Source organism: Thiomonas sp. TH-17 (assembly GCF_057473305.1).
The window spans coordinates 23993-44080 of record NZ_JBYCKI010000209.1 but is presented as its reverse complement, the minus strand read 5'-3'; the positions used below and the strand labels follow the sequence as shown (position 1 = coordinate 44080).

17 protein-coding genes are annotated in these 20088 nt (G+C 66.9%); 10 read left to right on the top strand and 7 right to left on the bottom strand.

What is annotated here, in order from left to right; translation table 11 throughout:
* The 9 genes from AC2VLV_RS12635 to minE form a co-directional block, all read left to right on the top strand.
* On the top strand, positions 1-1331 hold a 1331-nt coding region (locus AC2VLV_RS12635), incomplete at its 5' end, for a UDP-N-acetylglucosamine 2-epimerase (protein ID WP_486990320.1).
* Positions 1332-1338: 7 nt separating this feature from the next.
* A complete protein-coding gene (locus AC2VLV_RS12630; RefSeq protein ID WP_486990319.1) occupies positions 1339-1989 on the top strand; it encodes a NeuD/PglB/VioB family sugar acetyltransferase in 651 nt (216 codons plus the stop codon).
* Positions 1986-3563 (top strand): aminotransferase class I/II-fold pyridoxal phosphate-dependent enzyme, encoded by a 1578-nt coding sequence (locus tag AC2VLV_RS12625; protein ID WP_486990318.1) that lies wholly within the window; start codon positions 1986-1988, stop codon positions 3561-3563. The genes AC2VLV_RS12630 and AC2VLV_RS12625 overlap by 4 nt, the downstream gene beginning before the upstream one ends.
* On the top strand, positions 3560-5407 hold the full coding sequence (locus tag AC2VLV_RS12620) for a polysaccharide biosynthesis protein (RefSeq protein WP_486990317.1): 1848 nt from the start codon (positions 3560-3562) through the stop codon (positions 5405-5407). Before AC2VLV_RS12625 ends, AC2VLV_RS12620 begins: the two co-directional genes overlap by 4 nt.
* Before the next feature lie 329 nt (positions 5408-5736).
* On the top strand, positions 5737-7254 hold the full coding sequence (locus tag AC2VLV_RS12615) for a SulP family inorganic anion transporter (protein WP_486990316.1): 1518 nt from the start codon (positions 5737-5739) through the stop codon (positions 7252-7254).
* Between the two features lie 42 nt (positions 7255-7296).
* The gene (locus tag AC2VLV_RS12610; RefSeq protein WP_486990315.1) at positions 7297-7977 is read left to right on the top strand and encodes an ABC transporter ATP-binding protein; all 681 of its coding nucleotides are present in this window, start codon (positions 7297-7299) and stop codon (positions 7975-7977) included.
* An 84-nt stretch (positions 7978-8061) separates the two neighbouring features.
* Entirely contained in the window at positions 8062-8880 is an 819-nt protein-coding gene (gene minC, locus AC2VLV_RS12605) for a septum site-determining protein MinC (RefSeq protein WP_486990314.1), read from the top strand.
* Positions 8881-8899: 19 nt separating this feature from the next.
* Positions 8900-9712: a septum site-determining protein MinD gene (gene minD / locus AC2VLV_RS12600; RefSeq protein ID WP_486990313.1), complete on the top strand. Its 813-nt coding sequence runs from the start codon at positions 8900-8902 to the stop codon at positions 9710-9712.
* Positions 9713-9726: 14 nt separating this feature from the next.
* Entirely contained in the window at positions 9727-9984 is a 258-nt protein-coding gene (minE, locus tag AC2VLV_RS12595) for a cell division topological specificity factor MinE (protein ID WP_486990312.1), read from the top strand.
* A gap of 80 nt (positions 9985-10064) precedes the next feature.
* Here minE and AC2VLV_RS12590 read toward each other — a convergent pair whose 3' ends face one another.
* The gene (locus tag AC2VLV_RS12590) at positions 10065-10997 is read right to left on the bottom strand and encodes a DMT family transporter (protein ID WP_486990311.1); all 933 of its coding nucleotides are present in this window, start codon (positions 10995-10997) and stop codon (positions 10065-10067) included.
* A 198-nt stretch (positions 10998-11195) separates the two neighbouring features.
* Here AC2VLV_RS12590 and AC2VLV_RS12585 point away from each other — a divergent pair, with 198 nt between their 5' ends.
* Positions 11196-11675, top strand: a complete 480-nt coding sequence (locus tag AC2VLV_RS12585; protein ID WP_486990310.1) for an Lrp/AsnC family transcriptional regulator — start codon at positions 11196-11198, stop codon at positions 11673-11675.
* Positions 11676-11816: 141 nt separating this feature from the next.
* Here AC2VLV_RS12585 and AC2VLV_RS12580 read toward each other — a convergent pair whose 3' ends face one another.
* The 6 genes from AC2VLV_RS12580 to AC2VLV_RS12555 all read right to left on the bottom strand — a co-directional run bounded on the left by AC2VLV_RS12580 (position 11817) and on the right by AC2VLV_RS12555 (position 20054).
* A complete protein-coding gene (locus tag AC2VLV_RS12580; protein ID WP_486990309.1) occupies positions 11817-12818 on the bottom strand; it encodes an MBL fold metallo-hydrolase in 1002 nt (333 codons plus the stop codon).
* Between the two features lie 145 nt (positions 12819-12963).
* Positions 12964-15405 (bottom strand): adenosylcobalamin-dependent ribonucleoside-diphosphate reductase, encoded by a 2442-nt coding sequence (locus AC2VLV_RS12575; RefSeq protein ID WP_486990308.1) that lies wholly within the window; start codon positions 15403-15405, stop codon positions 12964-12966.
* Between the two features lie 68 nt (positions 15406-15473).
* Positions 15474-17003 (bottom strand): DNA recombination protein RmuC, encoded by a 1530-nt coding sequence (locus AC2VLV_RS12570; protein ID WP_486990307.1) that lies wholly within the window; start codon positions 17001-17003, stop codon positions 15474-15476.
* 3 nt (positions 17004-17006) lie between these two features.
* On the bottom strand, positions 17007-17990 hold the full coding sequence (locus AC2VLV_RS12565; protein ID WP_486990306.1) for a 2-hydroxyacid dehydrogenase: 984 nt from the start codon (positions 17988-17990) through the stop codon (positions 17007-17009).
* Positions 17987-19405, bottom strand: a complete 1419-nt coding sequence (locus AC2VLV_RS12560; RefSeq protein WP_486990305.1) for a sodium:proton antiporter — start codon at positions 19403-19405, stop codon at positions 17987-17989. Before AC2VLV_RS12560 ends, AC2VLV_RS12565 begins: the two co-directional genes overlap by 4 nt.
* The gene (locus tag AC2VLV_RS12555) at positions 19395-20054 is read right to left on the bottom strand and encodes a LutC/YkgG family protein (protein WP_486990304.1); all 660 of its coding nucleotides are present in this window, start codon (positions 20052-20054) and stop codon (positions 19395-19397) included. Before AC2VLV_RS12555 ends, AC2VLV_RS12560 begins: the two co-directional genes overlap by 11 nt.
* Positions 20055-20088 lie beyond the last annotated feature (34 nt).

Here is a 20088-nt window from a genome sequence, read left to right as displayed (position 1 = left end):
TCTATCTCTCCGGCACCCGTGCCGACTTCGGGCTGATGCGCCAGACCTTGCACGCGGCTGCGGCGCATCCGGGGCTGGAGGTTGCGGTGGCGGTCACGGGCATGCATCTGCACCCCGACTACGGCCACACGGTGGACGACATCGCGGCCAGCGGGTTGCGCATCGCAGCGCGCATTCCCTGTGATGTGGGCGCGCGTGACGGCGCAGGCATGACGCGGGCGATCAGCCAGACGCTCGCCGGACTGGCGCCGGTGCTGCAGGCCGAGCAGCCCGACGCACTGCTGCTGCTGGGCGACCGGGGCGAAATGCTCGCGGGGGCCCTGGCCGCGCTGCATCTGGGCGTGCCGTCCATCCACCTGCACGGTGGCGAGCGCTCAGGCACGGTGGACGAGCCGGTGCGCCATGCCATCAGCAAGCTGGCGGCGCTGCATTTCTGCGCCACGGCGCAGTCGCGCGAGCGCCTCATCGCGATGGGCGAAGACCCGCAGCGCGTGCATGTGGTGGGCGCGCCGGGGCTGGACGATCTGTCTGATGTGCGGCAGCTTCCGCGAGAAGCTGCGCTGCATGCCTTGCAGGCGGCGCTGGCGCGGCAGACTCCCCACCCCAACCCTCCCCGCGCGTGGGGAGTGAGCACGGATGCTGCAGAAGGCGGACTTGCTCCTCCTCCACTTGTGGGGGAGGCCGGGAGGGGGAGCCTGGCCGTGCGCCCTTATGCCCTCGTGCTGTTCCACCCCGTGGTGCAGGAGGCGGACGACGCCGCCGCGCAGACCCAGGCGCTGCTTGACGGTCTGCGGGCCGCCGGGGCCGGGTCGGCGTTCAGCGTAGTGTGGCTGGCGCCCAATGCCGACGCGGGTTCGGGCCACATCGAAGCCTTGCTGCGGGCGCAGCACTGGCCGGGGTTTCACCGCATCACCCATCTGCCGCGCGCCGACTATCTGGTCGCGCTGCGACACGCCGCGGTGCTGGCGGGCAATTCGTCGTCGGGCATCATCGAGGCGGCCAGCCTGGGCGCGCGGGTGGTCAACGTCGGCAGCCGCCAGAACCTGCGCGAGCGCAACGCCAACACGGTGGACGTGCCGCCGCAGGCCAGCGCCATCGAAGCCGCCGTGCGGCAAGCGCTCACGCTCGGGCCTTGGCCGCACCCGCAAGACAATGTCTATGGCGACGGCCGCAGCGCCGCGCGCATCGCGCATCTGCTGGCCACTCTGCCCTTGTCAGTTCCGCACGGCCGCTCCGAAGGAATTGACACCCCCTTGGGGGGAGACATGCGCAGCGCGTCAGGGGGCCGTTACCCTTCTGGCGATCTGCTGCACAAGGTCAATCGTTATTGAAATCCTCATGTCCCCATCCTCAGAGAAACCTGTCTTGATCGTGTTTGGCGCGGGTGGCCACGGCCGCGTGGCGGCTGACGCGGCGCTGTTGAGCGGCGCGTTTGCGCGCGTGGTCGCCTCAGACCGCAACGCGGCCACCTGGGGCAGCGAACTGCTGCCCGGCGTGCCGGTGCTCTCCATCGACGACGCCAGCGCCTTGCCCGGCCCGCGCGCGGTGCATGTAGCCATCGGCCACAACGCGATACGGCGCGACGAGGCGGCGCGGCTGGCGTCCATCGGGCCGCTGGCCACCATCGTGCACCCCAGCGCCAGCGTGGCGGCCTCGGCGCGCGTGCAGGCGGGCTGCCTGATCACGGCGCAGTGCGTCGTTGCGCCGATGGCCGAACTGGGCATGGGCGTCATCGTCAATCACGGGGCAGTGGTCGATCACGACTGCCGCATTGCCGCTTGGGCGCATGTGGCCCCCGGCGTACGCCTCGGCGGCGCGGTGCAGGTGGGCGAAGCCGCCCTGGTGGGCGCGGGCAGCACGGTGCTGCGCAATCTGCGCGTGGGCGCGGGCGCTACGCTGGGCGCGGGCGCGGTGCTGCTGCAAGACCTGCCCGACGGCGAGGCCTGGGCCGGTGTACCGGCCCGCCCCCTTCAAGGAGCTTCGGCATGAATCTCAACGCTTTCAACGCGCTTTGCCTGCCCCCCGGCGCCACCTTGCACGAGGCGCTGGCGCGGCTCGATGCCACGGCGCAGGGCATTCTGCTCGTGACCGACGACCAGGGGCGTCTGCTGCGCACCGTCACCGACGGCGACCTGCGCCGCGCCGCGCTGGCCGCGGTGAGCAACGAGGCGCCCTTGTCCGCCCTGCCTGCGCACCCGCCGCATACGGTGAGCCTGCAGGCCAGCCAGCGCGACGTGCTGGCGCTGATGGACGCGCAGCGCATCGACCATGTGCCGGTGGTGGACGCAGCCGGGCGCGCGGTCGATCTGGTGACGCGGCGCGAGCTGTCGCAGCGCGTCTATCTGTCGTCGCCGCATCTGGGCGAAGACGAGGTGGCACTGGTGCAGGAGGCCTTCACCAGCAACTGGATCGCGCCGCTCGGCCCGCATGTGGACGCCTTCGAGCGCGAGCTGGCGGCGCGCGTGGGCGTGCAACACGCCGCGGCCACGAGTTCGGGCACGGCGGCGCTGCATCTGGGGCTGCGCCTGCTGGGCGTGGGGCCGGGCGACGTGGTGCTGTGCTCCAGCCTGACCTTCGTCGCCAGCGCCAACCCCATCAAGCAGCTCGGCGCCACGCCGGTGTTCATCGATTCGGAGCCGCAGAGCTGGAATCTGTCGCCGCAGGCTTTGGCCGCGGCGCTGGCGGCGTTGCAGGCAGAAGGCGTCACCCCCAAGGCCGCCGTGGTCGTCAATCTCTACGGCCAGAGCGCCGAGATGGACGAGATCGTCCCCTTGCTCGAACGCTATGGCGTGCCCATGCTTGAAGACGCCGCCGAATCGCTCGGCGCGACCTATCACGGACGCCCCAGCGGCAGCTTCGGCAAGCTCGCGGTGTTTTCGTTCAACGGCAACAAAATCATCACCACCTCGGGCGGCGGCATGCTGGTGAGCGACGACGCGGCGCTGATCGACCACGCCCGCAGACTCTCCACCCAGGCGCGCGAACCGGCGCGGCATTACGAGCACGTCGAAGACGGCTACAACTATCGGCTCAGCAATGTGCTGGCGGGCATCGGCCGCGGTCAGTTGCGGGTGCTCGACCAGCGGGTGCAGAGCCGCCGCGAGGTGTTCGCGCAGTATCGCGACGCGCTCTCTGCCGTGCCCGGTCTGCGCTGGATGGCCGAGCCCGAGGGCCATCGTTCCACCCGCTGGCTGTCGGCCTTCGTGCTTGAAGGCGAAGATGCGCAAGCGCGCCGCGATGCCCTGCTCGACTTTCTCGAACGCCACAACGTCGAGGCCCGGCCGGTGTGGAAGCCCATGCATCTGCAACCCCTGTACGCGGGCTGCCGCTACTTTGCCCATGCCGCCCACGGAAACGCCGGGCCGCCCCAAGTTTCCTTGACCCCCTCGGGGGGCGGGTCGGCTGGCCGACCCTCGGGGCCCATTCCCCACGATGTGAGCCGCGCGCTGTTCGAAGGCGGCGTCTGCCTGCCCTCGGGCTCGAACATGAGCGCCGCGCAGCGCGCACGGGTGTGCGAACTGGTGGCGCGCGGCTTGGGCGTGGCGACACGGAGTGCTGCATGAGTTTTTCAACCCGGGCGACCTGGCGCCCCGCGGCGGCCGACGCCCTGCTCGTCGCTTTCACCTGGCTGCTGGCCTTCCTGTTCCGCTTCAGCCTGCTGCGCAATGACGCGCCGGCCAACCTGGCGCAGATTCTGTGGATCAGCACGCCCCTGGCCGCCGCGGTGTGGGTGGCGGCGCTGGCCGGGCTGGGCGTTTACCGCACGCCGTGGCGGCACACCAGCGTGCCCGAGTTCAAGCGGCTGGCGTCGGCCATGATCGTGGCGGCGCTGGCGCTGGCGGCCGTGCTGCTGCTCTTGCGACTGCCCAATTTCCCGCGTTCCATCGTGCTGCTGCATCCGCTGTTCGCGGGTGCCGCGCTGCTCGGCCTGCGGCTGGCGGCGCGCATTCTGGCCGAAGGGCGGCTGACCCGCTCCACCGCGCAAGGCAAGCCGCTGCTGGTGCTGGGCACGCTCGACGACGCCGCGCGCGCGCTGCAGAGCCTGCGCTCCAGCAAGGGCTGGCAGGTGGCCGCCCTCATCAGTCCGAACCCCGGCGAAGTGGGCCGCAGCGTGCAGGGTGTGCGGGTGGCCGGCACCGTGGACGATCTGGCCCGGGTGGCGCAGTCGCAGGGCGTCAGCCATGCGCTGATCGCCAGCGAGCCCGGCAGCCCTGCGCGCCGCGCGCTGCTGCTGCAGGCCAGCGATGCGCACCTCGCCCTGCTCACCCTGCCGCGCGCCGACGACTGGCTGCAGAGCGGCGGCAGCGGGGGCAGCGCCCAGGCGCCGCGCCAGGTCGAGCTGGCCGACCTGCTGGGGCGCGCCGCCGTGCAGCTCGACGTGCGCGGCCTCTCCAGCCTGCTCGCGGGTCAGGTGGCGCTGGTTACCGGCGCGGGTGGCAGCATCGGCTCGGAGCTGTGCCGCCAGATTGCGCGCTTCGGTGTGCGGCAACTGGTGTGCATCGACTCCTCTGAAATCGCCATCTATGCGCTGGAGCAGGAGTTCAAGGCGCGCTTTCCCGAGCTGGCCGTGCGCTACTACACCGCCAACGTGCGCGAGCCCGAGCGGCTGCTCGACCTGTTCAGGCTGCACCGCCCCGCCGTGGTGCTGCACGCCGCGGCCTACAAGCACGTGCCGCTGATGGAAGACGACAACGCCATCGAGGCGCTGCGCACCAATGTGCTGGGCACGCTGGGCGCGGCACGCGCGGCCACTGCCTGCGGCGCGCAGCGCTTCGTGCTCATCTCCACCGACAAGGCGGTGAACCCGACCAATGTGATGGGCGCGAGCAAGCGGCTGGCCGAGCTGGCGCTGCAGGCGCACGCCGCGCAGCACCCCGACACGCATTGCTGCGCGGTGCGCTTCGGCAATGTGCTGGGATCGAGCGGCAGCGTGGTGCCGCGCTTTGCGACGCAGATCGCCGCCGGCGGGCCGGTCACCGTGACCCACCCGGAGATCGTGCGCTACTTCATGACCATTCCCGAAGCCGCGCAGCTCGTGCTGCAGGCAGGGCTGATGGGAGAAAGCGGCACCATCTTCGTGCTCGATATGGGCGAGCCGGTGAAGATCGTCGATCTGGCGCGCCTGATGATCCGGCTCTCGAACAAGACCGAGGAAGAAATTCCCATTCACTTCACCGGCCTGCGCCCCGGCGAAAAGCTCTACGAAGAATTGTTGGCCGACGACGAAACCACCTTGCCCACGCCCCATCCCAAACTGCGGGTCGCCCGTCAAGCCGAGCTGGAGGCGCTCGACCTGCCAGCACTGCAAGCCTGGATCGCCGCCAGCGGCGCTCAGTCACCCGCGCAGATCAAGACCGCGCTGCACGCGCTGGTGCCCGAATACGCTCCGCAGCTCGGGGGCTATTGATGCGGTACGGTGCAGTTTGAGACCGCGCCGCCCCGCCCCGGCGCTCCCCACAAGTGGAGAGGGAGTAAACACTCCTCCACAACGGCGTGGGGGCGGTTGGGAGGGGGAGAGGCCGCAGCACCGCGTTGGCCATGAGCCCTTCATCGCTCTCCAAGCCGGATCAATAAGGCCGATTCATGTTTTCCGGCGCGCTTGGTAGACTGCGCCGCTTCGTCGGCAAGCCGTCGGCCTGCCCCTCGGCGAATCACCCCTCCAGTTCTCCCCTTTCGCTTCTCCGCCGTCCTCCACGGTTTCACGATGCTGCGCCCTCGATGGGCGCAGCCGCTGCCATGTCTGAAAACACCGCCCTGATCAAAACCAATGTCCTCAGCGGGTTGACCGTCGCCCTGGCGTTGGTACCCGAGGCCGTGGCCTTCGCACTCGTGGCGCAGGTTTCGCCGCTGACCGGGCTCTATGCCGCGTTCATCGTCTCGTTCATCACCTCGGTGTTCGGCGGGCGTCCGGGAATGATCTCGGCGGCGGCCGGCTCGCTCGCGGTGGTGATGGTGGCGCTGGTCGCGCGCCACGGCGTGGAGTATCTGTTCGCCACGGTGGTGCTGATGGGCGTGTTCCAGATGCTGTTTGCCGCGGCGCGGCTGGGCAAGCTCATCCGCATGGTGCCGCACCCGGTGATGCTCGGCTTCGTCAACGGGCTGGCCATCGTGATCTTTCTCGCCCAGCTCGGGCAGCTCAAAAGCCCCGGGCCGGACGGCGCCCTGCACTGGATGACCGGCGTGCCTCTGTTCACCATGATCGGGCTGATCGCCCTGACCATGGCCATCATCTATCTGCTGCCGCGGCTGACCAAGGCCATCCCCTCGCCGCTGGCGGCCATTCTGATCGTGGCGGGGCTGGTTGAATTCTTCGGGCTGCAGACCAAGACCGTGGGCGACATGGGCTCGATTGGCGGCGGCCTGCCGAGCTTTCACATTCCGAGCGTGCCGATCAACTTCGACACCCTGCAGATCATCGTGCCCTATGCGCTCATTCTGGCCATCATCGGGCTGACCGAGTCGCTGCTCACCCTCAACCTGATCGACGAGATGACCGACACCCGCGGCCGACCCAACCGCGAGTGCATGGCGCAGGGTGCGGCCAATGTGGTGACGGGCTTCTTCGGCGGCATGGGCGGCTGCGCGCTCATCGGCCAGAGCATGATCAATGTGAACAACGGCGCGCTCAAGCGGCTGTCGGGCATCGTGGCCTCGCTGGCGCTGCTGTCGTTCATTCTGTTCGCGTCGGAGTGGATCGAGCGCATTCCGCTGGCGGCGCTGATCGGCGTGATGTTCGTGGTGGCTGAAAAGACCTTCGAGTGGGGCAGCCTGCGGGTGCTGCACAAGGTGCCGCGCGCGGATGCGGTGATCATCATCGGCGTCACGGTGGTGACCGTGCTCACCGATCTGGCCATTGCCGTGGTGCTGGGCGTGGTGATCGCCGCTCTGGTCTTCGCCTGGGAACAGGCCAAGCGCATGCGTGCAAACGCCTCGACAAATGAGCAGGGCTGGAAGGTGTACGACCTCGAAGGTACGCTGTTCTTCGCCAGCACGGCGTCATTTCAAGCGCTGTTCCAGCCCAAAACCGATCCGCACGACGTGATCATCGATTTCGCCCGCGCCACGGTGAAGGATCATTCGGCCATCGTCGCCATCGACAGCCTGGCCGAACGCTACCGGCAGGAGGGCAAGCGCCTGCACCTGCGCCACCTCAGCCCGGACTGCCGCGAGCTGCTCGAAAAAGCCGGCGACAGCGTGGAGGTCAACCTGCTCGAAGACCCGCGCTATCACGTCGCCGACAACAAGCTGGCCTGATGGGTTTGAACTAGCATGGCCCGCTTTGAGTCCGCATCCGCCATGACCCACCCCATCCTGCTGGCCGAACAGGTCAGCAAGCGCTACACCGAAGGGCCGCAGGCCGTCGAAGTGCTCAAGGACGTGAATCTGCGCCTCGACGGCGGCCAGACCCTAGCCATCATCGGCGCGTCCGGGTCGGGCAAGAGCACGCTCATGCATCTGCTGGGCGGGCTCGACCGGGCAGACGGCGGCCGCGTGCAGGTCTGCGGGCGCGACTGGGCGCAGATGAGCCCCAAGGCGCAGGGCGCGTGGCGCAATCAGCATGTCGGCTTCGTCTACCAGTTTCATCATCTGCTGATGGAATTCAGCGCGCTCGACAACGTGGCCATGCCGCTGCGCATTCGCCGCACTCCGGCCGAGCAGGCGCATGCCATTGCGGCACAGATGTTGCAGAGCATGGGCCTGGGCGCGCGGCTGCAGCACCGCCCGGGCGAGCTTTCGGGCGGCGAACGTCAGCGCGTGGCCATTGCCCGCGCGCTGGTCACTCAGCCGCAACTCGTGCTTGCCGACGAGCCCACGGGCAACCTCGACAGCGAAGCCTCGGCGGTGGCGCTGAACCTGCTGCTCGACGTGGCGCGTGCGCAGGGCGACGCCGTCATCATCGTCACCCACGACGCCACGGTGGCCGCGCGCTGCCAGCGCCAGCTTCGGCTGGTGAACGGTGCGCTGCAGGACGCCTGAGAACGCATCGACGGCCGTCCGCACCGATCCACTACGATTGCCGGATTCGTTTTTTCCTCACACCCGCAGTCGCCCTGTTTGTCCATGTCCCGTTCCAAAACCACCTTGTTTGAACTTCGCAGCGGCGCCATCGACGCTGTGCATCTGGTGGTGAAAACGCCCGACTTCGCCGCGCTGACCGAGGCGCTGCAGCAGCGCTTCGACGCCGCACCTGAGTTTTTCTCGGGTGAGGCCGTGGCCATCGACCTGCGCCGCCTGGCCGACGACGCCACCCTGCCGCTGGACGAACTCGCCGCCCTGCTTCGCCGCTTCAAAATGCGCCCCTTCGGCGTGGTGGCGCAAGCCGCGCAACAAACCTGGGCCGGGGCCAGCGATCTGCCCCTGCTCGACAGCCGCGATGCCGGTCGAGACCCGCGCAAACCGGCCGAGAGCGCCGAATCCACCGAAGCCGCCTCCGCACCCGCAACGACACCCGCCGATGCGGCGCCCAGCGCCGAGCCTCAAGCCGCGGCGCTGCCCTCCGTCCCTGCCGACACCCCAGTCGCCATAGAACCCGCCCCCGCAACGCTGCCCACGGTGCTCATTGACCGCCCGCTGCGCTCGGGTCAGCGCATCTATTCCCCCGGCGACCTCATCGTCCAGGGCGTGGTCAGCCACGGCGCGGAAGTCATGGCCGAAGGGCATGTGCATATCTACGGCGCGCTGCGCGGCCGAGCCTTGGCCGGAGCGCGCGGCAACACCGCGGCGCGGATTTTCTGCACCAGCTTCGAGCCCGAGCTGGTCGCCATCGCCGGGATCTACCGCACCGCCGAACAAGACTTTCCCGCCGGAGTACGCGGCAAGCCGACCACCGTGCGGCTGCAGGGCGAACAATTGCTGATCGAACCGTTGGCACTCAAATAATTCAAGAAGGACAGAACTCATGGCGAAAATCATTGTGGTGACTTCGGGCAAAGGCGGCGTGGGCAAGACCACCACCAGCGCCAGCTTCGCCTCCGGCCTGGCCCTGCGCGGCCACAAGACCGCCGTCATCGACTTCGACGTCGGCCTGCGCAACCTCGACCTCATCATGGGCTGCGAGCGCCGCGTGGTGTACGACCTCATCAACGTCATTCAGGGCGAGGCCAAGCTCACCCAGGCGCTGATCAAGGACAAGCAGTGCGACAACCTGTTCATCCTTCCCGCCTCGCAAACCCGCGACAAAGACGCGCTCACCATGGAAGGCGTGGAGAACGTGCTCAAGGAGCTTGACGAGATGGGCTTCACCTACATCGTCTGCGACTCGCCGGCAGGCATTGAAAGTGGCGCGCTCATGGCCATGCACTTTGCCGACGAGGCCCTCATCGTCACCAACCCGGAAGTGTCGTCCGTGCGCGACTCCGACCGTATTCTGGGCATGCTGTCGAGCAAGACCAAACGCGCCATCGAAGGCAGCGAGCCGATCCGCGAGCATCTGCTCATCACCCGCTACAACCCCAAGCGCGTCAACGACGGCGAGATGCTGTCGCTCACCGACATCCAGGACATTTTGCGCATCCAGCTCATCGGCGTGATTCCCGAGAGCGAATCGGTGCTGCAGGCCTCCAACCAAGGCACGCCGGCCATTCACCTCACCGGCAGCGACGTGGCCGAGGCCTATCAGGACGTGGTGGCCCGCTTCCTCGGTGAAGACAAGCCGATGCGCTTCACCGATTATCAGAAGCCGGGCCTGTTCAAGCGCCTGTTCGGCGGTTGAGGGAGGGGCGCACCATGTCATTCCTCTCTTTCTTTCTGGGCGAAAAAAAGAAAACCGCCACCGTTGCCAAAGAACGGCTGCAAATCATCCTCGCGCACGAACGCGGCGGCAACGGCGCCCCCGCCGACTGGCTGCCCGCACTGCAACGCGAACTGGTGGACGTGATCTCGAAATACGTCAAGATCGACAGCAACGACATCCAGGTCAAGCTTGAACGCCAGGACACGCTGGATGTGCTGGAAGTGAAAATCGAAATCCCGCCGCGGGCTTGACTGAAGCCGGGGGCGAGGCGCTACGAAGCCAGACCGCAAGCTTTTACTTGCACCTGCCTTAGCCCACGGCCTCTACCTCTTCAAGGCACCGGCAGGCGGTTGAGCCGCACCACGCCGAAGACGATCAGGGCCATGCCGACCAGCGCCGCGGGCTGCGGCCACTCGCCGAGGATCAGCCAGGCGAGCACCGTCGCCACAACCGGGGTGAGCGCGCCGCCCACAGCCGCGCGCTGCGCTCCCAGACGGGTAATCGCGAGCCCATAGGTGAAGGTCGAGATCAGCCCGACGCCAACACCCTGAATCAGGCCGTGCATCCACAGCGCTTGCGCGGGCAGCGCACGCAGCGCCTGCAGACTTTGCAGCTCGGGCGAGAACGGCCACCACGCGAGCAGCCCCAGCAGGGAGCCGGTGGACAACAAGGCTGCCGCCTCCAGCGGCGTCAGCCCGCTGTGGCGCAACGCCACGGTGTAATTGGCCCACAGCAGGCTGCAAAGCAGAAAAATCAGCTCGCCACGCCACAACCCCGGCGCGCCATGCCAGAAGGAGAAGGCCAGCATCATCAGCACGCCCAAGCCGATCACGCCCAGCGCCCTCCACTGAGGCAAGGCGGTTGGCTGGCCGCGAAGGTGCAGCAGCAGCGCCACCGCCAGCGGAATGGTGCCCGGAACCAGGGTGCTGCCGTCGCTCACTGGCGCGAAGCGCAATCCTTCTCCCACGATCAGAAAATAGGGCAGCCCCGCGCCCACGATCATGGCCATCAGGCTGGGCGCGCCAACCGCCCAGATGCGGCGGCGGCGGTGCCACAACAAGGGCGCGAACAGCAGCCCCGACGGGCCGAAACGCAATAGCGCAAGCTCCGCCACGGGCAGATGCGCCTGCGCCCCCGCACGCAGGGAGACGAAAAAACCGGCCCAGATGCAGATGGTGACCGCCAGGGCGACAACGCCCAGGGACGTGGAGGCCTGAGCGGGGTCCAGCGAAGGCCGGTGCGGTGCGGAAGAGTGGGCGGACATGAGGTGGAAGAAGCAATCGTGAGATCGCCATTTTCCGGCTCAGAATGCGACGAAAGAAGGCGACTTTCATCGACCGGAAAAGTATTTTGGTTTTTTTTGCTGATTTAATAGCAAAATCCGAGAAATAGAACCTCACACCAAGATCACCCCAGGGACTCGCGATGGCGCGAACGACTTGGACGGCGCGCCCCAGACATCATGCTCGACTCCACCGACCACGCCCTGCTGCGCCTCTTGCAGACCGATGCGAACCTCACCATCGCCGAACTGGCCGAGCGCGTGGCGCTGTCGCCCTCGCCCTGCGCACGCCGCGTCAAGCGCCTCGAACAGGAAGGCTTCATCCGTGGCTATCGCGCCGAGCTCGACCGCAAGCGCCTGGGGTTGGGCACCACCGTATTCGTCAGCGTGCGGCTGCAACACCACCGCGAAGACGCCGTCCGCGCCTTCGAGCGCGAGATCGAGGCCCTGCCCGTCATCGTGGCGTGCCACGTCGTCTCGGGCGCCTTCGACTACCTGCTCGAAGTCGTCGTGCCCGATCTATCGGGCTACGAACGCTTCGTGCGCAGCCTTCAGGCCCTGGCCGCCGTTCAGGACATCAACAGCAGCTTTGCCATCCGCACCGTGAAAAGCAGCGGCGCGCTCCCGCTGGAAGCCGGTCTGGCGCGACTAGAACCGTGAGGACGGGCCGCGGGCTTGACGGATACCGGAGGCGGGATGCTACCAAGCTGGACATGACCCCAGGTTTTCTGCCGAGCTTGGCTATGCCGCAGAAGTTGCAGCCTCGCCTGTTTGTGCGGCTGTTTGCGCGACACAGTACGATCAAAGCGTGTTCCGCACCGCGACCTGCATGCCGTCGGTGGCCCACTGCACAGGGCCTGCGTAGCTGCGCGCAATCGACGCCTGCACGTCCTCCCTGTTGTTGTCCATCGTGGGGTTGAGGTGGCTTAGCAGCAGCTGCCGCACATTTGCCTGCTGCGCCAGACGCCCTATGTCGGCAGGGGCGGTGTGCAGGGTGTACAAGATTTCGGGTGAGCCCGGCGGGTCCAGTACCACCGCATTGAATACCAGCAAGTCGCTGCCCCGCGCCAAACGCACCAGGGCGCTATGACCCTCGGCATCCATATCGCCGCTGAAGGTCACGCTGTGGCCTTTGTAGTCGACGCGGTATATCAACGAGGGCGCGTCGCGGTGGTGACCTGAAGCGACTTGGATGCGCAGCCCATCCTTTTCCACTAGGGTTGCCACCTGTTCCGCATGGCGCACATTGCGCGTATCAATGGTGATGGGGGCGGCAAAGTCGCGCAAATATCCGAACGCTCCCGCCTGACCAAACAGCAAATCCATGAAGCGCGTGGTGCTGGGAAAACTGCCCTCGTCTTGGCTTTGAGCCTTGTGTCCTTCCGGACCGAACACCGAGAAGTGAATGCGCCTGCGCGACGACACCGAGCGCGCCTTGATCAGCCCCGGCAAGCCGCCCACGTGGTCGACGTGCAAGTGGGTGAGCAAAACCGTGTCCAGTTGCCGAATGTTCAGATGAGCTTCACCCAGTCTGGCGAACGCACCTGGACCTGCATCGAGCAGGATGCGGGCAACACCATCGAGCAGCAACACGTAGCAGGCGCCTGCTCGACCGGTAGCACCCGGTCCACCGGAGCCCAGCACGCGCAGCGCCAGGGGAGCAGCGGGTGCGTCCACCAGGTCAGGGGCGCTTTGGGATCGAGCTGTCCGCATGGTGAGTGCGGTCGCAATGGCTACGCCGCCCAGTTGCAGGGCTTGGCGCCGGGCCAGGGCATGTGGGGATGTGTATGGAGTGGGGTTCATGCCCATTGGTCGCGGGCAGCGCACATTCCTTACAGGGAGAGCTCGAAAAATAAAAACCTGTCATGAAGAACCCGGAAAACCCGGGGTATAGCCCCGTAGCATGAAAATCAACGCGCAATTGCGCAGTCGTCTACCCCCCAACTCCTCAACCACAGCTTCCGATATATCCGCAGTTTTCGCATCGGTCGCAGCCATCGACGCGGCGCAGGAAGGGGCCGCCGCATTCGGGGCAGATGCGGCCGCCGGGCAGCAGGTCGGGCGAGGAATCGGCTGATTCGAGGTCGATGCGCAGGGCTTCGGGAACGTGGGCGCGCTGCGCCAGCGAGAGCAGCGTTTGTTCGCGGCCGGAGGCGTCGAGATAGCCGCGGCGGCGCAGCAGTTCCTGCAGGGCGTAGGCGATGGCGGCGACTTCGGACTGGTGGAAGCGCGGCGCGCGGCTGCCGTCTGACTTGATAACTTCGCCGCAGCGCACCGGGCCTTTGTCCCACACAACTTCGCGCATGTTCTGCAGGCTCTTGGCGATGGAGCCGCCCGAGCGCGCCACCAGCGACAGCAGCCGCATGTTCGAAGCGATCCATTGCTGGCCTTCGTCGCGCTGACCCGCGGGCATGAAGAACTCGATGGGCCGCTCGATGCGCACCGCCTCGCCGTTCACCCGGCCTTCCACTTCGGCGAAGGAGACGGAGAGATAGACGGTCTTCTGCCCTTCGGAGGTCATGTAGCTGATCTTGCTGGTCACGGCCTGCAGATCGCCCGAGGGGCGGCCCTCAATGCGGCGGGTCAGCGGGTCGATGTCTGTTGAAGTTGCCGCCGCAGCCGCCGGGGCGGTGGCGGGCGTGGGTGTTGGTGTGGCTTGCAGCACCGCGCCGAGCACGGCGTTGGGGCGGTAAGTGGCCAAGCCCTTGAGTCCGGCCTTCCAGGCCTGGAGGTACAGATCCTTGAAGTCGTCGTAGGGGTAGTCGGCCGGGACGTTGACGGTCTTGCTGATGCTGGTGTCGATGAAGGGCTGCACGACCTGCAGCATTTTCATGTGGTCGGCGGCCGACATCTCCAGCGCCGTGACGAAGGCGGGCGGCAGATCGCTCATGTCGTGGCCCATGCTGCGGTAGAGGCGCCAGGCGTGATCGGCCACTTCGTATTCGCGGGTGGTGTTGTCGGCCATGCGCTTCTTGCGGGTGTAGACCCAGGAGAAGGCGGGCTCGATGCCGTTGCTGGCGTTGTCGGCAAAGGCCAGGCTGATGGTGCCGGTGGGCGCCACGGCGAGCAGGTGCGAATTGCGGATGCCATGCGCGGCGATGTCGGCGCGAAGGGCTTCGGGCAGCCGCTTGGCGAAGCCGCTGTCGAGGAACTTCTTCGCGTCGAATAGCGGGAAGGCGCCCTTCTCCTTTGCGAGATCGACCGAGGCGGAATAGGCCGCGTCGCGCAGGGTGCGGGCCATGTCGGCAGCGAAGCGGCGGGCGTCGTCGCTGTCGTAGCGCAGGCCGAGCATCACGCAGGCATCGCCCAGGCCGAGAAAGCCCAGGCCGATGCGGCGTTTGTTCTGCGCCTCGTTGTGCTGCTCGACCAACGGCCAGTAGGTCACGTCGAGCACGTTGTCGAGCATGCGCACCGCGACGCGGGTGACCGCCTGGAAGCCCTCGGCATCGAACCGCGCCTGCGGCGTGAACGGATCGCGCACAAAACGGGTGAGGTTGATCGAGCCCAGGCAGCAGCAGCCGTAGTCGGGCAGGAACTCCTCGGCGCAAGGGTTGGTCGCCTCGAAGGTTTCGCAGTAATAAAGATTGTTATCGGCGTTGGCGGTGTCGAGAAACAGAATGCCCGGCTCGGCGTGGTCGTAGGTGGACTGCATGATCTGATCCCACAGCGCCCGCGCCCGCACGCTGCGATACACCCACTCGCCGTCGGCCCTTTGATGCGCGCCTTCGGCGAGCTGATCGTCGCCCGGTCTGGCCTTGTGCACCAGATCGATCTGCGCGTCGCTTTCTACCGCCTGCATGAACGCGGCGCTCACGCCGACCGACAGATTGAAGTTCTTGAACGCGCCTTGGTCTTTGGCGTGGATGAAGGCCTCGATGTCGGGATGGTCGGCTCTCAATACGCCCATCTGCGCGCCACGGCGGCTGCCAGCCGATTCCACCGTTTCGCAGGAGGCGTCGAACACCCGCATGAACGACAGCGGGCCGCTGGCGCGGCTGTGGGTGCCGCCGACATGCGCGCCCACCGGGCGGATGCGCGAAAAGTCGTAGCCCACGCCTCCGCCGCGCCGCATGGTTTCGGCGGCCTGCGCCAGCGCCTTGTAGATGCTGGGTTTGCCGTCCTTGTCGTCCGACACCGAATCGCCCACGGGCTGGACGAAGCAGTTGATCAGCGTGGCCTGGATGTCGGTGCCCGCCGCCGACATGATGCGTCCGGCGGGCACGAAGCCGTCCGCGAGCGCCTGCCGGAACATGCCTTCGCTGCGGACCGGGTCAGCCTCTTCGACCGCCAGGGCGCGGGCGACGCGCGCGTGAATGTCTGCGATGGTGCGCTCATCGCCCTTGGCGTATTTCTCCGCCAGAACGTCGAGACTGATGTCTTGTGCTTGCATGATGGGAGCCTAAAAACGGAAAGGCCGCACGGCGGAATGCCTGCGGCGCAAAAAAATCGATGCAGGGTTTATACCGCGTCTTCGTGATCGTCGGTGTCGACCTCGGTCAAACCCAGCAGGGTTTGCGTCTGATCGACCGGCAGCGCTTCCACCTGCTTGAGCTGGCGCGTCATGGCGCGGGTGCGAGTTTCAGCCGCACCGATGGTATTGCTCGCTTCGTCGAGCTTCTTGCGCGTTTTTGCAAGAACGTCGCCGAATTTTGTGAATTCTGTTTTCACCGCTCCGAGCACTTTCCACACCTCGGTCGAGCGTTGTTCCAGCGCCAGGGTGCGAAAACCCATGTGCAGGCTGTTGAGCAAGGCCAGCAGGGTGGTGGGCCCTGCGAGCATCACGCGGTGCTCGCGCTGCAGCGCCTCCACCAGCCCGGGCCGCCGCAGCGCCTCGGCATACAGGCCCTCGGTGGGCAAGAACAAAATGCCGAAGTCGCTGGTGTGCGGCGCGGCAATGTATTTGCTCTGGATGGTCTTGGCTTCTTCGCGCAAGCGCAGTTCGAGCGCCTTGGCGGCGGCTTCGGCCTCCACCTTGTCGGCGCGGTCCTGCGCGTCGAGCAGACGCTCGTAGTCTTCGCGGGGAAATTTGGCGTCGATCGGCAGCCACAGCGGGCCATCGCCCTTGCCCGGCAGGCGAATGGCGTATTCCACCCGGGCGTTGCTGCCGGGCACGGTTTCGACGTTCACGCCGTATTGCTCGGGGGTGAACACCTGCTCGATCAGACCGGCAAGCTGGATTTCACCGAAGATGCCGCGCGATTTCACGTTGGTGAACACCCGCTGCAGGTCGCCCACGCCTTGCGCCAGGGTCTGCATCTCGCCCAGGCCGCGGTGCACCAGCTCCAGCCGTTCGGCCACTTGCTTGAAGCTCTCGCCCAACCGCTGCTCCAACGTGGCGTGCAGTTTCTCGTCCACGGTGGCGCGCATCTGTTCGAGTTTTTTCTCGTTGTCGGCCTGCAGCTCGCGCAGGCGCAGCTCGACCGTGCCGCGCATCTCAGCCAGGTTCTTGTCGGTGGACTGGCGCAGCTCGGTGAGGCGCAGCTCGGTGGCTTCGCGCATGGCGGTCTGGCCCTGCTCGGCGCTCTGGCGCGCTTCGATCAGGCGCTGATCTGTGGTGTTGCGCAAGGCTTCGAGCCGTTCGATGAGCTGGGCCTGCAACGATTGCAGGCTTTGAGTGTTGGTCTGTGTGAGATGGCCGACCTGCTGCACCAGGGTGTCGCCTACGGCCTTTTGCAGGCTTTGCAGTTGCAGGTTGACGGCGTCGAGCTGGGCGTTTTGCGTGCGGGTACTCTCGCCCTGCTGGTTGAGCAGCATCTGCTGGAACTGCGCCAGTTGCCCGGCCTGCTCGGTGCGCAGGCTCTGGCCGCTGGCCTGCACCGCGCCGCGCAGTTCGCGTTCCAGGCGCTCCATCTGGGGGGCGAGTTCCGCGCCAATCTCGCGGCGCAAATCGGCCAGACCGCGCAGACGCGACAGCAGCGCCCAGCCCAGACCGAGCACCACGAGCCACAACAGCCCGACGAAAACCAGCAAGATCACTTCTATCGACATAGCTCAGGCCACGGGCGTGATGGGCGGCTGGCCTTGCAGCACCGCGAGAAGGTTGTCCACAGCAAGCTGCGCCATGGCGCGGCGGGTGGGAATGCTGCTGCTGGCGATATGCGGCGTGAGCACCAGACGCGGCGCGGCCAGCAGCGCGGGGTTGACGGCGGGCTCGCCCTCAAACACATCCAGCCCGGCGGCGCCCAGATGGCCGCTGTGCAGGGCGTGGGCGAGCGCGGTTTCGTCGACCACGCCGCCGCGGGCGATGTTGACCAGCGTGGCGCCGGGCTGCATCTGCGCCAGCTCAGTCGCACCGATGAGGTGATAGGCGGCGGGGCTGTAAGGCAGCGCCAGCAGCACATGCCGACTTTCGCGCAGCAGCTCGGGCAGCTCGCGATAGCTGGCGCGCAGATCGTCTTCGATGTGCGCGGCCAGCCGTTTTCGGTTGTGATAGAGCACGCGCATATTGAAACCATGCGCCGCACGCCGCGCAATGGCCTGGCCGATGCGCCCCATGCCGACGATACCCAACGTGGCGCCATGCACATCCGCGCCGGCGAACAGATCCACGCTCCATTTTTTCCACTGCCCGGCGCGCAGATAGCGCTCGGCGTCGCCCAACTGCCGGGCTGCGGCCAACAGCAGGGTGAAGCCGAAATCGGCGGTGGTCTCGGTGAGCACGTCGGGCGCGTGGGTGACGGTCACGCCGCGCTCGGCGCAAGCGGCCAGATCGATGTGATCGACGCCCACGGTCATGGTGCTCACGACCTTGAGCTGCGGGCAGGCGTCGAGCAAGGCGGCGTCGATGCGCTCGCTGCCGGTGATGAAGGCGCCGTGCTTGTCGGCCAGACGCTGGCGCAGCGTCTCGGGTGTGGCGATGGCGTCATCGGGCGTGGTTTCGACCTCGGCCACGGCGCGCAGCGGCTCGATGACGTCGGGAAACACGGCGCGCGCCACCAGCACGCGCAGCGGGCCATCAGCAACAAGTTTGCTCATCGGAAAAACACCACGGTCAGGAGAAGAAAGCACGGCATCAGAATGGCCAGCGACCAGCCCATATAGCCGAAGAACGAGGGCATGCGCACGCCGCGATGCTCGGCGATGGCCTTGACCATGAAGTTGGGCGCGTTGCCGATATAGGTGACCGCGCCCATGAACACTGCCCCGGCCGAAATCGCCATGAGGGTGGTGACATGGGCCATGAGCTGCGCCGCGTCGCCCCCCGCCAGATTGAAGAACACCAGATAGGTCGGGGCGTTGTCCAGAAAGGAAGACAGCACGCCGGTGAGCCAGAAATACGCTGCGGCAATGGGCTGGCCCTGCGCGTCCGTGGTCAGTCTCACCAGGCCGGCCAGTGACCCGCCCTCGCCCGCCCGCAGGATGGCGATGACCGGAATGATGGTGAGAAAAATGCCGAGAAACAGCTTGCCCACCTCGATCATCGGCCCCCAGGTGAACTGGTTTTCATGTCGCGCCTGCCACGGCGTGGTGGCCAGCGACAACAGCGCCACGATGACGAGCACCGCATCGCGCGTGAGGTTCTGCAGATCGAGACTCTGGCCGAGTATCGGCACGGTGATGCCCGGTTTCCAGAGGCCGCTGTGCAGCACCGCGATGACGATGACGATCAGCCACAGCACATTCCACGCGCCGATGATGCCCAGCGGGCTGTCCGGCGTGGGGTCGATGGCGGGGCGTTCGGCCTCCTTGCTCCAGAACCAGCGATCCAGCACATAAAACATCGCCAGCAGCAGGGCGCAGAGCAAAGCCGTGGGCGCCAGCAGGTGTTTGAACGTCCAGAAAAAATCCACGCCCTTGAGAAAGCCGAGAAACAGCGGCGGATCGCCCAGCGGCGTGAGCGCGCCACCGGCGTTGGCCACCAGAAAGATGAAGAACACCAGCACATGCGCGTTGTGCCGACGGCCATCGTTGGCGCGGATAACCGGGCGCACCATCAGCATCGCCGCCCCGGTGGTGCCCATGATGCTGGCCAGCACCGTGCCGATGGCCAGCAGCAGCGTATTTTGCGCGGGGCTGCCATGCAGATTGCCGCGCACCGCAATGCCGCCGCTCACGGTATAGAGCGCGGTGAGCAGAATGACGAAGGGCAGATACTCGTGCAGGAGGGTGTGGAGTGCGGCGTCCCAGGTGGTCTGCAGGCCGAAGCTCATGGCGAAGGGAATGAGAAACAGCGCAGCCCAGCCCGCCGCAATCTTGCCCTGATGGTGATGCCACACCTTCGCCGCAAACAACGGCATGAGCGCGATGGACAACAACATGGCCGCGAAGGGCAGCCCCCACCACAGGGGGAGCGTCGCCGGGTCGGGGCCGGCCTGGACGGTGGCGGCCGATGCCAGACCCGGCAGCAGGCTCAGCAACGCCGTGGCCGCAGCACTGGCGTCACGCCGCATCGACGATCACCACATGCACGCGGTACGGGCCATGCGCGCCCAGCACGATAGTCTGCTCGATATCGCCCGTGCGCGACGGCCCGGACACGGTGGAAAGCGCGCGGGGCAATTCACCCAGCTCGGCGCGCAGCAGCGCGTAGGCATCTTCCAGTGCAGCAACGATGCGGCTGGCCGGCACGATGGCGATATGCGTCTCCGGCAGCAGATGCGTGGAAGCCGGCGTTCTGGGCGAACTCGCCAACACCAGCGAACCCGTCTCGGCCACCGCGCAGAAGCAACCCGTGATGCCGAGCTTGTCTTCATCGCGCGGCGGGCGGAACTCCAGGGTCACGCCCGCGTCGACCCAAGGCAGATCGGCCAAAGTTTCCCAGGCCACGCCCTGCACACCCAAGGCCTGCTCGCGCAGATAAGCCGCCACCGCGAGCGGTACGTCCTGCGCGCGGGCGACGCGAGCCACGCTGGTTTGCAGCGCCTGCGCCTGCGTGGTGAAGCCCGCTATGCGGTCGGCAATCGCCGGCTGCGGTCCGCGCACATGACGGCCGATATCGACCTCGGCATCGGCCGCCTCGAGGTCATGCAGCGCGGCCGGTCGCCCCTGGCGGGCACGAATCTGCGCCAGGATCGCGGCGCGGGCGGAGTCGGTGTTCATGGATTACCAATGTATGGAAACGGAGATCGGTTTG